Origin of the sequence: Leisingera sp. ANG1 (assembly GCF_000203975.2) — a bacterium.
GTDB lineage: Bacteria > Pseudomonadota > Alphaproteobacteria > Rhodobacterales > Rhodobacteraceae > Leisingera.
Map to the genome: position 1 here is coordinate 1 of NZ_AFCF02000005.1, position 13,338 is coordinate 13,338.

The 13,338-nt window shown below is 65.6% G+C and carries 15 protein-coding genes; 6 read left to right on the forward strand and 9 right to left on the reverse strand.

From position 1 onward, the window contains the following. On the forward strand, positions 1 to 1,560 hold a 1,560-nt coding region (locus tag GC1_RS22610), incomplete at its 5' end, for a hypothetical protein (protein ID WP_052265109.1). Between the two features lie 136 nt (positions 1,561 to 1,696). Here the strand turns inward: GC1_RS22610 and GC1_RS08445 are convergent. The 5 genes from GC1_RS08445 to nthA form a co-directional block, all read right to left on the reverse strand. Next, entirely contained in the window at positions 1,697 to 1,945 is a 249-nt protein-coding gene (locus GC1_RS08445) for a DUF2842 domain-containing protein (RefSeq protein WP_019296880.1), read from the reverse strand. Next, positions 1,945 to 3,258, reverse strand: coding sequence for an adenylosuccinate synthase (locus GC1_RS08450; RefSeq protein WP_019296879.1), 1,314 nt, complete (start codon positions 3,256 to 3,258; stop codon positions 1,945 to 1,947). The genes GC1_RS08445 and GC1_RS08450 overlap by 1 nt, the downstream gene beginning before the upstream one ends. Before the next feature lie 665 nt (positions 3,259 to 3,923). Further along, entirely contained in the window at positions 3,924 to 4,256 is a 333-nt protein-coding gene (locus GC1_RS08455; protein WP_019296144.1) for a nitrile hydratase accessory protein, read from the reverse strand. Then, positions 4,253 to 4,930, reverse strand: a complete 678-nt coding sequence (gene nthB, locus GC1_RS08460; RefSeq protein WP_019296143.1) for a nitrile hydratase subunit beta — start codon at positions 4,928 to 4,930, stop codon at positions 4,253 to 4,255. The genes GC1_RS08455 and nthB overlap by 4 nt, the downstream gene beginning before the upstream one ends. Continuing rightward, positions 4,927 to 5,553 (reverse strand): nitrile hydratase subunit alpha, encoded by a 627-nt coding sequence (gene nthA, locus GC1_RS08465; protein WP_019296142.1) that lies wholly within the window; start codon positions 5,551 to 5,553, stop codon positions 4,927 to 4,929. Before nthA ends, nthB begins: the two co-directional genes overlap by 4 nt. A gap of 375 nt (positions 5,554 to 5,928) precedes the next feature. Between nthA and secG the strand changes: the two genes are divergently transcribed. Both secG and GC1_RS08475 read left to right on the forward strand, forming a co-directional pair. After that, entirely contained in the window at positions 5,929 to 6,294 is a 366-nt protein-coding gene (gene secG / locus GC1_RS08470; RefSeq protein WP_019296141.1) for a preprotein translocase subunit SecG, read from the forward strand. 172 nt (positions 6,295 to 6,466) lie between these two features. After that, complete coding sequence (locus tag GC1_RS08475) at positions 6,467 to 8,110, forward strand: CTP synthase (RefSeq protein ID WP_019296140.1); 1,644 nt, start codon at positions 6,467 to 6,469, stop codon at positions 8,108 to 8,110. A 156-nt stretch (positions 8,111 to 8,266) separates the two neighbouring features. On the opposite strand, the gene GC1_RS08480 is transcribed toward GC1_RS08475, so the two are convergent. Next, on the reverse strand, positions 8,267 to 8,647 hold the full coding sequence (locus GC1_RS08480) for a DUF983 domain-containing protein (RefSeq protein WP_019296139.1): 381 nt from the start codon (positions 8,645 to 8,647) through the stop codon (positions 8,267 to 8,269). 145 nt (positions 8,648 to 8,792) lie between these two features. On the opposite strand from GC1_RS08480, the gene GC1_RS08485 reads away from it, so the two are divergent. From GC1_RS08485 to GC1_RS08495, 3 genes are all read left to right on the forward strand, one after another. After that, on the forward strand, positions 8,793 to 10,163 hold the full coding sequence (locus tag GC1_RS08485) for an aminotransferase-like domain-containing protein (RefSeq protein ID WP_019296138.1): 1,371 nt from the start codon (positions 8,793 to 8,795) through the stop codon (positions 10,161 to 10,163). Between the two features lie 41 nt (positions 10,164 to 10,204). Continuing rightward, on the forward strand, positions 10,205 to 10,537 hold the full coding sequence (locus GC1_RS08490; protein WP_019296137.1) for a J-domain-containing protein: 333 nt from the start codon (positions 10,205 to 10,207) through the stop codon (positions 10,535 to 10,537). Positions 10,538 to 10,617: 80 nt separating this feature from the next. After that, on the forward strand, positions 10,618 to 11,520 hold the full coding sequence (locus GC1_RS08495; RefSeq protein ID WP_019296136.1) for a fructose bisphosphate aldolase: 903 nt from the start codon (positions 10,618 to 10,620) through the stop codon (positions 11,518 to 11,520). Positions 11,521 to 11,602: 82 nt separating this feature from the next. On the opposite strand, the gene GC1_RS08500 is transcribed toward GC1_RS08495, so the two are convergent. The 3 genes from GC1_RS08500 to GC1_RS08510 all read right to left on the reverse strand — a co-directional run bounded on the left by GC1_RS08500 (position 11,603) and on the right by GC1_RS08510 (position 13,285). Continuing rightward, positions 11,603 to 11,821 carry a hypothetical protein gene (locus GC1_RS08500; protein ID WP_019296135.1) on the reverse strand — a complete coding sequence of 73 codons (219 nt, stop codon included), beginning with the start codon at positions 11,819 to 11,821 and terminating at the stop codon, positions 11,603 to 11,605. Between the two features lie 56 nt (positions 11,822 to 11,877). Beyond that, a complete protein-coding gene (locus tag GC1_RS08505; protein WP_019296134.1) occupies positions 11,878 to 12,075 on the reverse strand; it encodes a hypothetical protein in 198 nt (65 codons plus the stop codon). A gap of 424 nt (positions 12,076 to 12,499) precedes the next feature. Continuing rightward, positions 12,500 to 13,285 (reverse strand): crotonase/enoyl-CoA hydratase family protein, encoded by a 786-nt coding sequence (locus GC1_RS08510; protein WP_019296133.1) that lies wholly within the window; start codon positions 13,283 to 13,285, stop codon positions 12,500 to 12,502. Positions 13,286 to 13,338: the final 53 nt, after the last annotated feature.

Below are 13,338 nucleotides of genomic sequence, written 5' to 3' on the forward strand. Positions count from 1 at the left end.
GAAGCCGAAGCCGAAGCCGAAGAAGCAATCGCCGCTGTGCTCGGCACCGCAAGCGAAGAAGAGCCTGCCCCCGCCGTCGAACTGCTGGAAGTGACCGAAGCCGAGGCAGATTTCACCGAAGCGGCAGCAGAGGCGGAAGAGCCGCAGGCAGAGGCCGAAGAGGTCGAGACTGCGGCCCCTGCAGCCGCCTCCGCCGCCGACAGCATCGCCGCCAAGCTGCAGCGCATCCGCGCCGTGGTCGCGCAGACCCCCGAAGAGGATTTCAGCGAAGACGAGCACGCCGATGACGTGCTGGATGGCGCCGCTGAGGACATCTCCGCGGCCCTGCTGGAAGATGACGGCGCACCGGATTTCGATGACGAGGCCGACGACGAGATCGCCCGCGCCCTGGACCGCCTGGACCTGAACAGCGCCGCTGCCGAAGCAGCCCAAGCAGAAGACGCGGACACCGAGGAAGCCTCCGCAGGCGATGACAGCGGCGAAGACGAAGCCGAAGCCGAAGACGGTCTCTTCGCAGGCCTTGATGAGGACAGCGCAGAGGACAGCTCCAGCCAGCCGGCCGGGGAAGAAGAAGCCCCGGCACCGAAGCCGGCCCGCGTCCGCATCACCAAGATCAAGCGCGCGGTCCTCGACCAGGCCGTTGCCTCCGGCCAACTGCAAGAGACAGAGGACACCCCGGCTCCGGCAGACGCAGAGCCCGAACAGCCCATCCTCTCCGACGAGGACGAGGCCGACCTGATGCGGGAACTGGCCGAGGTGGAGGCTGAGATCCTGGCCGCGTCCGAACAGCCTGCTGCCGAAGACTCCGCTGAAGCTTCCCTTGAGGATGATGCCGATGCGGCAGAGGCGGCGGATCCGGTGGCTGCGCCCGGCCTGGCCGACAGCGACGTCTCCCGGCTGATGGCCGCCGCCGACGAAAAGCTGGAAGACCCGGAAACCGCCTCCTCGCTTGAGGCCTACAGCCAGCTGCGCGGCGCCGTCGCCGCCACCAAGGCTGACGGCCCGGACGCCGGCAGCGCCAGCGACGAGGCCAAGCCTTACCGCGACGACCTCGCCAGCGTGGTGCGCCCGCGCCGCCCCGAAGCCCGGCCCGAAGCCCGCCAGGGCGTCTCGGCGCGTCCGGCCAGCCCGGCCGCGCGCCCGGCGCCGCTGAAACTGGTGGCCGAGCAGCGCATCGACGAAGGTGCAGCCGCGGCCCCTGCCGCTGCGGCCCCCCAGCCGGTGCGCCCGCGCCGGGTGTCAGCCGCGGTTCTGGGCAATGACGCAGAGGCAGGCGGCAGCGGTTTTGCCGCCTATGCCGAAGAACGCGGCGCGGCTGAGCTGCATGAACTGCTGGAGGCCGCCGCCGCCTACATGAGCTTTGTCGAAGGCCGCGACCACTTCTCGCGCCCGCAACTGATGAACAAGGTGCGCAGCGCCGGCAGCAGCGACTTCAACCGCGAGGACGGGCTGCGCTCCTTCGGCCAGCTCCTGCGCGACGGCAAGATCGAACGCTCCGGCAACGGCCAGTTCACCGCCTCCGGCGACATCGGCTTCAAGCCCAAGCGTGCCGCGGGCTGATCCCCGGACAGCAGAAACAGAAAAGGCGGCCCCGCGGGCCGCCTTTTTCAGTTTCAGACCAAGGGCCTGTTTCTTCTTTGCAGAAATACTCCGGGGTGAATTGACCTTCAGGTCAAGAGGGGCAGCGCCCCTCCCCTTATTTCTCCGGGTCAGTCTTCCCGGCGTCCGGGTCTTCCTTGCCGACGCCGCGGAACACGAACTTGAACGGCAGCACCCAGACAATGCCCAGCGCCACATAGACGATCAGCTCCAGCCACAGGGGCGGCCGGTCGAGCCAGTTCATCACCGTGACCGCAGCCACGATGTAAACCGGCATCCCCACCAGCAGGATGACCAGGGCCCAGCGCCGCCGGGCCTTGTAGCTCAGGCCTTGCTTGTCAGCCATCAGTCGGCAAACGGGTCGGTAACCAGGATGGTGTCGTCCCGCTCCGGGCTGGTGGACAAGAGTGCGACCGGGCAGTCGATCAGCTCTTCCACGCGCTTCACGTATTTGATCGCATTGGCGGGCAGGTCGTTCCAGCTGCGCGCGCCCTCGGTGGACTCGCTCCAGCCCGGCATTTCCTCATAGATGGGTGTGCAGCGGGCCTGCTGATCAGCCGCGGTCGGCAGGTAATCCAGACGCTCGCCGTCCAGATCATAGCCCACGCAGATCTTCAGCGTCTCGAACCCGTCCAGCACGTCCAGCTTGGTCAGCGAAATGCCGTTGATGCCGGAGGTGGCGCAGGTCTGACGCACCAGGCAGGCGTCGAACCAGCCGCAGCGGCGCTGGCGGCCGGTGGTGGTGCCGAACTCATGGCCGCGGGTGCCCAGGCGCTCGCCATCAGCATCCGGCTTGCCTTCCGCGTTCAGCAGCTCGGTCGGGAACGGGCCTTCGCCGACGCGGGTGGTATAGGCCTTCACAATGCCCAGCACGTAATCGATCGAGCCCGGGCCGATGCCCACGCCGGTCGCCGCCTGGCCTGCAATCACGTTCGAGGAGGTCACAAACGGGTAAGTGCCGAAATCAATGTCCAGCAGTGCGCCCTGCGCGCCTTCGAACAGGATCCGCTTGCCGGATTTGCGCTTCTCGTTCAGCACCTTCCAGACCGGGGCCGCAAAGGGCAGGATCTGCGGCGCGATTTCCTTCAGTTGGGCAATCAGCGCGTCGCGGTCGACCGGGTCTACACCCAGGCCCTTGCGCAGCGGATCATGGTGCTGCAGCGCCCGGTCAACGCGGGCGATCAGGGTCGCCTCGTCGGCCAGGTCGGCAACGCGGATCGCACGGCGGCCCACCTTGTCCTCATAGGCCGGGCCGATGCCGCGGCCGGTGGTGCCGATCTTGGTGCCCTTGGAGGCCGCTTCCTCGCGCGCCCGGTCCAGCTCGCCGTGCAGCGGCAGGATCAGCGGCGTATTCTCGGCGATCATCAGGGTTTCCGGGGTGATTTCCACGCCCTGCTCCTGAACCGTCGCGATTTCCTTCATCAGGTGCCAGGGGTCCAGCACCACGCCATTGCCGATAACCGACAGCTTGCCGCCGCGCACCACGCCCGAAGGCAGCGCGTGCAGCTTGTAGACCTTGCCGTCAATGACCAGCGTGTGGCCGGCGTTATGGCCGCCCTGGAAGCGGGCGATCACGTCAGCGCGCTCGCTCAGCCAGTCCACGATCTTGCCTTTCCCTTCGTCGCCCCACTGGGCGCCGACTACGACGACATTGGCCATATCCGGTCCTTTACAGTCTGGTTCAAACCCACGCTCATATAGCGATGCTGCGCAGGCAGTGGAACCGCAAATTCGCCGCAGTTGGCGCTAATTCATGGGGCACAGCACCTTCCCCGCACGGAATCAAGCCGCAGGCGCCGGGCCAGCGCCTGCCCGCCCGCACGGGCTGGCGCTTTCGCAGGTGCAGTACTCCATTGCAAACTCGTACGGGCGCAGCAGGAATAAACTGCCATACACAGCCGTTGCAGCGCCACCCCGCAGGCAGGCGCCCGCCCTCAGCGTCACGAAAAAATCGCGGCAAACAGCGGGGTGTTGCATACCCAGCGTACGGTGCCTTCACGCGATCCTCATTTCCCTATGCCACACTGCAATCAGATCGCGATCCCCCAGCCATGGTTCCCGCGCGCGGGGCCATGATACGAGGCCCAGGCATCTGTGCGGCTGAATGGGCAACACCCGGAGACCGGCCCTGATAAAAAGGGGGTCGTCCAGGATATCCTGTCCGAGCAGGCCCCCGGCGGGGTCTGTCCACCTCCACCCCGGCGGCGCCGCCCCCTTAATCGGGACACAGCGCAACACCCGAGCGGAACGAACGAAACAACAGTACCGGCAAGAAGAAACCGCCCCGGCCCGCAAGCGGCCCCGGCGGCCAAAGCTGCGCGCCTTCAGCCCTGCAGCCGTACCGGCGCGCCATGCGGCGTGCTCAGATACGCCTCCTCCCAGCGGCTGCGCATCACCTCCGCCTCTGCGCGCGACGCCGCGCCGTCCTCGGCCAGAAACACCTCCAGCGTTTCCAGCCAGGCGCGGAAGTAATCCTCGCCGCCATCCAATTCACGGCTCAACCCATGGCGCTTGAGCGTCGCGGAAAACCGCTCCACCCAGTCGGCCCAGCTGAACCGCCCGGCCTCATTCAGATGCACCGTCAGCGCAAAGACCTGCGCATGCCAGGGTTCGGCAAAGACAGGCTCCGGTGCTGCAACCTCAGGACAGGTACTCATAGCGGCTCCAGATAGCTCTGCCACAGATCCAGCACCACTTCGTCCTCGGGGTGTTCTGCATGCGCCCACAAGGAACTGGCATGAAAGCGCACCGCATAGAGCGGCTCCGGCGCCTCGCCCAGCCCATGGGCGCTGCTGTCGGGCAAGACATGGGTGCCATGCAGCCGCAGGATATAGCCCTGCGCCCCGGCAGCGTATTGCGGCAGCCGGGTGTGGCCGCCATCGACCAGCGCGTTATCCGCAGGGATTCGCGCCCGTACCGCCTGGCCGGGGGTGAACAGCGGCGCCGGCCCGCCCTCCCGGTCCGCAGGCCCGCCCTTGGCCAGCGCTGCGGCGACGTTCTCCGCCTTAAGCGCCCGCTCCGCCAGCGCGTGCAGCCCGGCAGCCCCCTTGCCCTGCAGGTCGTCCCGCGTCAGCACACCCTTCTCGACCAGGAGGTCCGCCAACGCCGAAATCCATTTCTCGTAATAGGAAAAGCGCGTGTAGTCCTTGGGCGACAGCCGCTCCCGCGCGTGGCGCGAGGTGTCGATGTTCCACTGCCCCAGCGCCCCGCAAGCCAGCGTCACCGCCAGCGCACGGGCATGCCAGTCCTCGGCAAAGACCGGTGCGCCTTCGGCCTCAGACTTAACCGGCCCGTCACCGAATCGCCCGCCCATGTCATGCACCCGGGTCATGACGGCAACTCCCCCGGCATTTTTGCCAATCCAGTGCCGATCATGCTGTCACGGGTGACCAGCGCAGCCAATTCGTCCTCGCTCAGCCCCTCAGTGCCGCCGGGCCGCATCGGCAGCACCAGATAGCGGACCTCCGCCGTCGAATCCCAGACCCTTACCGCAGCCCCGTCAGGCAGCGTCACCCCGAACTCCGCCAGCACCTTGCGCGGCTCGCGCACTGCGCGGGCGCGGTAGGCATCGGATTTATACCAGCCCGGCGGAATGCCCAGCAAAGGCCACGGGTAGCAGCTGCATAAGGTACACACGACCATATTGTGCTGCTGGGGCGTGTTCTCCACCACCACCATATGCTCACCCTGGCGGCCGTAGTATCCGAGGTCTGCCAGCACCGGATCGGCATCCGCCAGCAGCGCCGCCTTGAACTCCGGCTCACTCCAGGCGCGGGCCACCACCCTGGCACCGTTCTGCGGGCCGATCCTGTTCTGATAGGTGTCGATGATCTCCTCCAGCGCGGCGGGGTCGATCAGGCCCTTTTCGGTGAGAATCGTCTCCAGCGCCTTCACCCGCAGGGCAGGATCAGGCGGCAAAAGGGCGTGCGGGTGGTCGGAATGGTCATGAGGCATACCCCATGCTGCGCCCGCGCGGGGGCTGCTGTCCAGTCACGTTTCCTGATGCAAACAATCACGTTGCGTGACGTCGCATTCCATCCGGGACAACAGGTTCGCGCCCGGCACCGGGGGTGGGCGCAGTGCTGCATGGCGGAACGTCCGGACACCCAGCAAGCCTCGCATCTCTCTGAAACGGTACAGTATTTCGCGCCCGTCCTGGGGGGCGGGGCCGGCCGCGAACCGGATCGCAAGGCGATCCGGAGTTTCAAAGCTCCATGCAAGCAACGGCTCCGGCCGCAAACTCTCCGAAACCGGCAAACTCCGCCCTTGCCCCCCCGGGCAATCTTGCCTATTTACCGCCCGGTACTTAGCCAACCGCCGCAGGGACCCATGGAAAACGTTGTTCTGATCATCCATCTTCTTCTGGCTCTCGGCCTGATCGCCGTGGTTCTGCTGCAGCGCTCCGAAGGCGGCGGCCTTGGCATGGGCGGCGGCGGCGGCGGCGCGATCTCCGGCCGCGCGGCGGCAACCGCGCTCAGCAAGCTGACCTGGCTGCTGGCAATTGCCTTCATCTGCACCTCGATCACCCTGACCATCATGGCCGCGCAAAAGTCCGCGGGCTCCTCTGTTGCGGACCGCATCGGTGTGCCGCAAACCGAAGAAGGCGGCGAGGCGCCTGCAGTTCCGGCGCTCGGCAGCGATCTCCTGCCGCCTTCCGAAGGCGACAACGCTCCGCTGGTTCCCAGCGCAGACTGATCCACTACACCTTGAGAGGGTTTTAGGAACCGCAACAGCATCTTGCGGTTCCCTTGCGCATTTCGTGCGAATCCTTTATATATGAAGTCCCGTGATGCAGCGGTTTTTGGACTGATTCCAATCACCGCCGGGCAGCTGAAATCTGACTTCTCACGGGGGCAGCCGAACACATATGGCGCGTTTTATCTTCATCACCGGCGGTGTTGTTTCATCCCTGGGCAAAGGCCTGGCTTCGGCGGCGCTCGGCGCCCTTCTGCAGGCGCGGGGCTACTCGGTCCGCCTGCGCAAGCTGGATCCCTATCTGAACGTCGATCCGGGCACCATGAGCCCGTTTGAGCACGGCGAGGTGTTCGTGACCGATGACGGCGCCGAGACCGACCTGGACCTCGGCCATTACGAACGCTTCACCGGGGTTCCGGCGCGCAAGACCGACTCGATCTCGTCGGGCCGCATCTACACCAACGTGCTGGAGAAGGAGCGCCGCGGCGACTACCTCGGCAAAACCATCCAGGTCATTCCGCACGTCACCAACGAAATCAAGGACTTCATCTCCATCGGCGAGGATGAGGTCGACTTCATGCTCTGCGAGATCGGCGGCACCGTCGGCGACATCGAGGGCCTGCCCTTCTTCGAGGCGATCCGCCAGTTCGCCCAGGACAAGCCGCGCGGCGAATGCATCTTCATGCACCTGACCCTGCTGCCCTATATCAAGGCCTCCGGCGAGCTGAAGACCAAGCCGACCCAGCACTCGGTGAAGGAGCTGCGCTCCATCGGCCTGGCGCCCGACATCCTGGTCTGCCGCTCCGAAGGCCCGATTCCCGTGAAGGAACGCGAGAAGCTGGCGCTGTTCTGCAACGTGCGCGCTGACTCTGTGATTGCCGCACAGGACCTGAAATCCATCTACGAGGCACCGCTGGCCTATCACCGCGAGGGGCTGGACCAGGCGGTGCTGGATGCCTTCGGCATCGCCCCTGCCCCGAAACCGAACCTGGAGCGCTGGGAAGATGTGGCCGACCGCATCTACAACCCCGAGGGCGAAGTGAAGGTAGCCATTGTCGGCAAATACACCCAGCTGGAAGACGCCTATAAATCCATCGCCGAGGCGCTGACCCATGGCGGCATGTCGAACCGGGTCAAGGTCTCGATCGAATGGGTCGATGCGGAACTCTTTGACAAGGAAGACGCGGCTCCGTTCCTGCAGGGCTACCACGCGATCCTTGTGCCCGGCGGCTTTGGCGAACGCGGCACCGAGGGCAAGATCAAGGCGGCGCAATACGCGCGCGAGAACAAGGTGCCCTACCTCGGCATCTGCCTCGGCATGCAGATGGCGGTGATCGAAGCCGCGCGCAACGTGGCGGGCATTTCCGAGGCGGGCTCAGAAGAGTTCGACCACGAGGCCGGCAAGAAACGCTTTGAACCGGTTGTCTACCACCTGAAGGAATGGGTGCAGGGCAACATGACTGTCGAGCGTAAAGTGGGCGACGACAAGGGCGGCACCATGCGCCTTGGCGCCTATGACGCGGCGCTGGAGGAAGGCTCCAAAGTGGCGGAAGTTTATGGCAGCACCCATATCGAGGAGCGCCACCGCCACCGCTATGAGGTCGACACCAAGTATCAGGAACAGCTGGAAAAATGCGGCCTCAGCTTCTCCGGCATGTCGCCGGACGGCCGCCTGCCAGAGATCGTGGAGTGGAAAGACCACCCGTGGTTTATCGGCGTGCAGTTCCACCCGGAGCTGAAATCCAAACCCTTTGCGCCGCACCCGCTGTTCGACGATTTCGTCCGCGCGGCCAAGGAAGCCTCGCGGCTGGTGTAATGCCCGGCAGGCGGGGTTCTCCCGCCCGCTGCTTTGCTCATGACACATGAGCAGCACCCGTTGGGCCCGGCGCCGCCAAGGCGGCGCAGGGAAAATACAGAAAAAGGCGGGCCGCTGGCCCGCCTTTTTCATTTTAGTTGAATGGTTTTGCCCGGCTCAGAAGCCGTGCATCCGCTTGGCCCACTGATAGGCCACCACCAGCCCCTTCATCCGCGGCAGCAGGTACAGCGAGGCCCCCACCGTGATCACCGACATGATGATCGCCAGCGTCCAGGGGTCCGGGCGCAGCTGGGTGTAGACGATGTGCAGCGCAAAGCCGAGGATGTGGCCCACCACCAGGATGGTCAGATAGGCCGGCCCGTCATCAGCGCGCTGGTGATGCAGCTCCTGGCCGCACTCGGTGCAGCTGTCGTTCACCTTGAGATAGCTGTGCAGCAGCTTGCCGCCGCCGCAGTTCGGGCAGCGCAGCCGCAGCCCCTTCAGCAAAGCTGGTTTCAGCTCCCGCTGGTTCTCTTCCAGAACGTCCGCTTGGGTCATCGCGCGTCTCCTTGGGTTCCGCCGCCTGATAGCGTGATTCCCGAAATGAATGCAATCAATATGCAAACATTGATATTGCATTTATTGCCGCACTCCTGCATTGAACCAATCAATCACGAAACAAAGCCTTCGCGGAGACCCGGCGATGAAACAATGGACCCCTGCCCGTCTGGACGGCGCCCGGCCCCGCTATATCGAGCTGGCGGAGGCGATCGGCGCCGACATCGACGCCGGCGTGCTGGCGCCCGGCGACCGGCTGCCGCCGCAGCGGCGGGTGGCGCAGGAGCTGGGGGTGGATTTCTCCACCGTGTCGCGGGGCTACGCCGAAGCGGTGCGGCGTGGCTATATCGAGAGCTTTGTCGGCCGCGGCACCTTTGTGCGCAGCCGGGAGGCGCTGCCGGAACGCCCCGACCCGCGCCGGGCGCTGGAAGAAGACCCGATGATGAACATGCCGCCGGAACCGGATGACCCAGGCTTGCTGGCACGGATGCAAAAGGGGCTGGAGCATGTCTCGGCCAACCTGCAGCCGCTGTTGCGCTACCAGTCGGTGACCGGCAGCCCGCAGGACCGGGCGCTGGCGGCAGAGTGGATGCAGGCCAACGGCTTGCCCTGCGCGCCGGACCGGCTGGTGATCACGCCGGGGGCGCACGCCAGCCTCTATGCGATCCTGACGGTGCTGTGCGAGCCGGGGTCCACCATCCTGTGCGAGGAGGTGACGTATCCCGGGCTGCGCTCCATCGCGGCGCGGCTGGGGATCCGGCTGATCGGGCTGCCGGGGGACAAGGACGGCATTCAGCCGGACGCGCTGGAAAAGGCCATCACCAGCGACTGGCCCGCGGCGCTGTATCTGAACCCGACGCTGCAGAACCCCTCCACACGCACCATCACCGCTAAACGGCGGCGGGAGATTGCCGCAGTGCTGCAAAAGCATGACCTGCCGCTGATCGAAGATGATGCCTATTGCTTTGTCGACAATGGTGCGCCGGCTCCCATCAGCAGCCTGATCCCCGATCTGGGCTGGCATATTGCGGGGCTTTCCAAATGCTTCGGCGCCGGGCTGCGGCTGTCCTATACTTTGGTGCCGAAACGCGCCGTTCTGGGGCAGTTCAGCCAAGCGCTCCGGTCGATGCATGTGATGGTGTCGCCCCTCAATCTGGCGCTGCTGGGGCGCTGGATCGAGGACGGAACCGCGGCGGAGATCCAGCGTTTCATCCGCAAGGCTGCGGCAGAGCGGCAGGCGCTGGCAACGGAGGTGCTGCAGGCCTGTTTCATCGAAAGCGATCCGCTGGCCTTTAACCTGTGGCTGACCTTGCCGCGGGGCACCAGCCGGGCCGAGATGATGGGCCGCATGGCGGGTCGCCAGATCGGCATCATGCCCAGCGATGCCTTCACCGTCTCCGGCCTGCCGCAGGAAGCGGTGCGGGTCTGCCTGGGCGGGCCGATCACACTGGAGGACCTGCGCGAGGACCTGCTGGCGCTGAACGATGCCGTCACCCGCAAGGACTGGCTGGGCTGAGCGGCGGCTGATATGGTTTCCCCGCAACCACAGGAGCCCGCATGATCCGTGCCTTCCGCAACCTGATTGAACGGCAGCTGACCAAGGCGCAGGCCGAGGGCCAGCTGCGGGGGCTGGAGGGCGAAGGAAAGCCCCTGCCCGACCGCAGCAGCGAGGCGCACGTGGACGCTGGCCTGGCGGCGGGCATGCGGATCATGGCGCAGGCGGGCGTGGTGCCGGAGGAGTTCGGGCTGAAGGAACAGCTGGCTGAGGCGCGCCGGGAATATGCCGGATTGACGGATCCGGAAGAGCGCAAGGCGGCGATGGCGCGGATCTCCGATCTGGAGATGCGCTACAACATGGCGCGGGATGCGCGGAAATCCTTCTTCCGTTAGCGCAACACCCCGTTGTTTCCCGGCAGATTCGCGCTATAGACAGCGCCAAGACCGACCATTCCAAAGAAGAGTGACGCATTATGGCCAATGACGCTTCCACACGGCAGGAACAACTCGACCGTATCGCAACCGGCAAGGGCTTTATTGCCGCGCTGGACCAGTCCGGCGGCTCGACCCCGAAGGCGCTGGCGCTTTACGGCGTGAACGAGGACGCCTATTCGAACGACGACGAGATGTTCGCCGAGATCCACAAGATGCGCACCCGCATCATCACCTCGCCGAGCTTCGGCAAGGAGCGCATCTTGGGCGCGATCCTGTTCGAGAAGACCATGGACGGCGAGATTGACGGCAAGCCGACCGCGGACTTCCTGTGGGGCAACTGCGGCGTGGTGCCGTTCCTGAAAGTGGACAAGGGCCTGGCCGATGAGGCCAACGGCGTGCAGATGATGAAGCCGATGCCGGAGCTGGACGCGCTGCTGGCGCGGGCGGGCGCCAAGGGCATCTTTGGCACCAAAATGCGCTCTGTCGTCAAGGAAGCAAATGCGACAGGCATCAAGGCGGTTGTTGCGCAGCAGTTCGAAGTGGGCCAGCTGATTGTTGCGGCCGGCCTGGTGCCGATCATCGAGCCGGAAGTGGACATCAACTCTGCCACCAAGGCTGAGGCCGAAGAGCTGCTGAAGGCGGAGATCAAGGCGCAGCTGGATGCCCTGCCCGCGGACAGCAAAGTGGCGCTGAAGCTGACCATCCCGTCCAAGGCGGGCCTCTATGATGATCTGGCCGATCACGCCAATGTGGTGCGGGTTGTGGCGCTGTCGGGCGGCTACACCACCGACGACGCCTGCGCGCGCCTGTCGCAGAACACCAAGATGATCGCCTCCTTCAGCCGCGCGCTGACCGAGGGGCTGAACGTTTCGATGTCCGACGCGGAATACGATGCGGCGCTGGGTGCCAACATTGGCAAGATCTACGACGCCTCGCTGTAAGAGCTGTCAGAGCTGACATTGAGAAGGCCGCGCCTGCACCCGGGCGCGGCCTTTTCTGTTGGGCTTATTGTGCTGGGCCGTGTCAGTAGCCGTTGTTGCGCCCGGCGCAGCAGACCGCCAGCACCAGCCCCGCACCGCTGAGAAAAGGCAGCCAGAAGAAGCGCAGCGCGGTGAGGGTGAACCATCCCGGCTGGTCCTCCGGCGCCTGGCCCGCACCGCCGAGCCAGGCCCAGAAGATCAGCGCCGAGGCCGAGATCAGCACGCCGGACAGCGCCAGCAGCCAGCGCGCCGACCTAGGCATCCTCCCCTCGCTTGCGGCAAGCCGTTCCGCCGTGCGGCTGGCGGCAAGCCACCCGCTCACGCCGCTTGGGTCAGCGAGGGGCGCAGCCCCGTATAGCTGACCTTGTTCTCGTTCACTGCCAGGTAGCGCTGCGCCTCCTCGCGGTCTCCGAAGCTCAGCGCTTCGTCGTAGAAATAGGTAATCCGGTCCCCGGTCCGGGACAGCAGGCCGCCGCTTTCAAACAGAATAAACCATTTCTTCTGAACCAGTTGCATCAGCCTCACTCCTTTCTGAAGTCCGGCTGCGGGCCCTGACCGCCGCCGGTTCTATTGCAGTTTCCCAGGGTGCAAGCGGCCACCCGGCACCCCCGCCGGGCTGCCGGTCAGCAGATCTCCAGATGCTGGATTGGCCGTCTTCGCGCCCTGCTGAAGGCAGAATTCGCCCCCAGGTGTTGCCAAAACGTTAACGGGAATTGGCGCTGGTTTTACGCGGCATTTTCCCGCCGGCGGGCGGCGGTTTCCCGCCTGTCCGGACGCGGTTCCGTACAATTTGGCGAAATTCCGCTGTTGCAGAATCCAAAGAGGTTACCGGAGCGTAAACACCTTTTCCCGCGGCAAGCCCGCCCCCCGGCGGCGGCACCGCTTGGCGGGGGCCGGGGTATGGGTATTTGTGACCAGAAAGAAGCCGGGCTGGAGCGGTTCAGCTGAACTCCGGCGGGCGTTTTTGCAGCTGGGCGGCGACCGCCTCGATCTGGTTGGGCTTGCCGATAAGATCCAGCTGTTCGGCACTTTCGCGCAGCAGCACTTCGGCCTGGGAGGCGCCGGATTCAGCATAGGCAATAAGGCGTTTGGCGGCGCGCACGGCGGAGGGGCTTTTGCCGGCGATTTCCTTGGCCAGTTCATTGGCGCGGCTGAGCGGGTTGCCGGCCAGTTCGGTGACCAGCCCCCAGTCCAGCGCCTGCGGGCCCTCCACCTTTTCCGCCGTCCAGGTGAGGCGGCGCAGCACGTCGGAGCGCAGCAGCCGCGGCAAGAGCGCCATACCGCCCATGTCGGGAATCAGGCCCCATTTCATCTCCATCACCGACAGCTGCGCCTCCGGGTGGGCGATGCGGATGTCGGCGCCCAGCGCGATCTGCAGGCCGCCGCCGAAACAGGCGCCGTGGATCGCGGCGATCACTGGCACCGGCACCCGGCGCCAGACCATCGCCACCTCCTGAAAGGCGTTGGCGTCCTCATGGGTGCGCTCCATGATCAGGCTGCTGAGGTCGCGCTGCGCAAAGCTGGCCAGCGCCGCCATGTCGAGGCCTGCGCAGAAGCTCTTGCCCGCACCCGAAAGCACCACCGCGCGGGCGTCCGATTGTGCCACCTCCTGGCCTGCGGCGATGATCAAGTCGATCATCTCCTCATCCAGCGCGTTGTGCTTGTCCGCGCGGGCAAGCGTGACATAGGCGATGTGGTCCTTGTAGCCGGTGGTGACTTTTTTCATGGCTGCTCCCCCTGGTATCCGGTTTGCCTGCAGCCTGCCCCGGAACCGGCGGA